At 36.7% G+C, this 251-nt stretch carries 1 pseudogene; it reads left to right on the top strand.

Features of this window, described 5'->3' with window-relative positions:
- Positions 1-251: pseudogene (locus BPMYX0001_RS28895) on the top strand (hemolysin BL lytic component L2); the annotation flags it as partial.

Genomic DNA, 251 nt, shown 5'->3' on the forward strand with positions numbered 1-251 from the left:
AACTCTATTTTAGAAGCAGAGAAAAAAGCAGAGCAAGAAGCGAAAGAAAAAGGTAAATCTGCTTTAGAGATTGAAGCTGCCAAAAAAGAAGCTCGTGAAGCAATTGAGAAAAGCAAACAAGCTGAAATAGCTGCAGCTGCAGTTACAAAGACAAAAGAGTATGACCTTACGAAAGTTATTGACCCTGAAAAAATTAAAAAAACATATAGTGCCTTCGCTGAAGTAAATAAACTAACAGCAGAGCAACGAGC

This window comes from Bacillus pseudomycoides DSM 12442, from assembly GCF_000161455.1.
In the GTDB taxonomy this organism is placed as follows: domain Bacteria; phylum Bacillota; class Bacilli; order Bacillales; family Bacillaceae_G; genus Bacillus_A; species Bacillus_A pseudomycoides.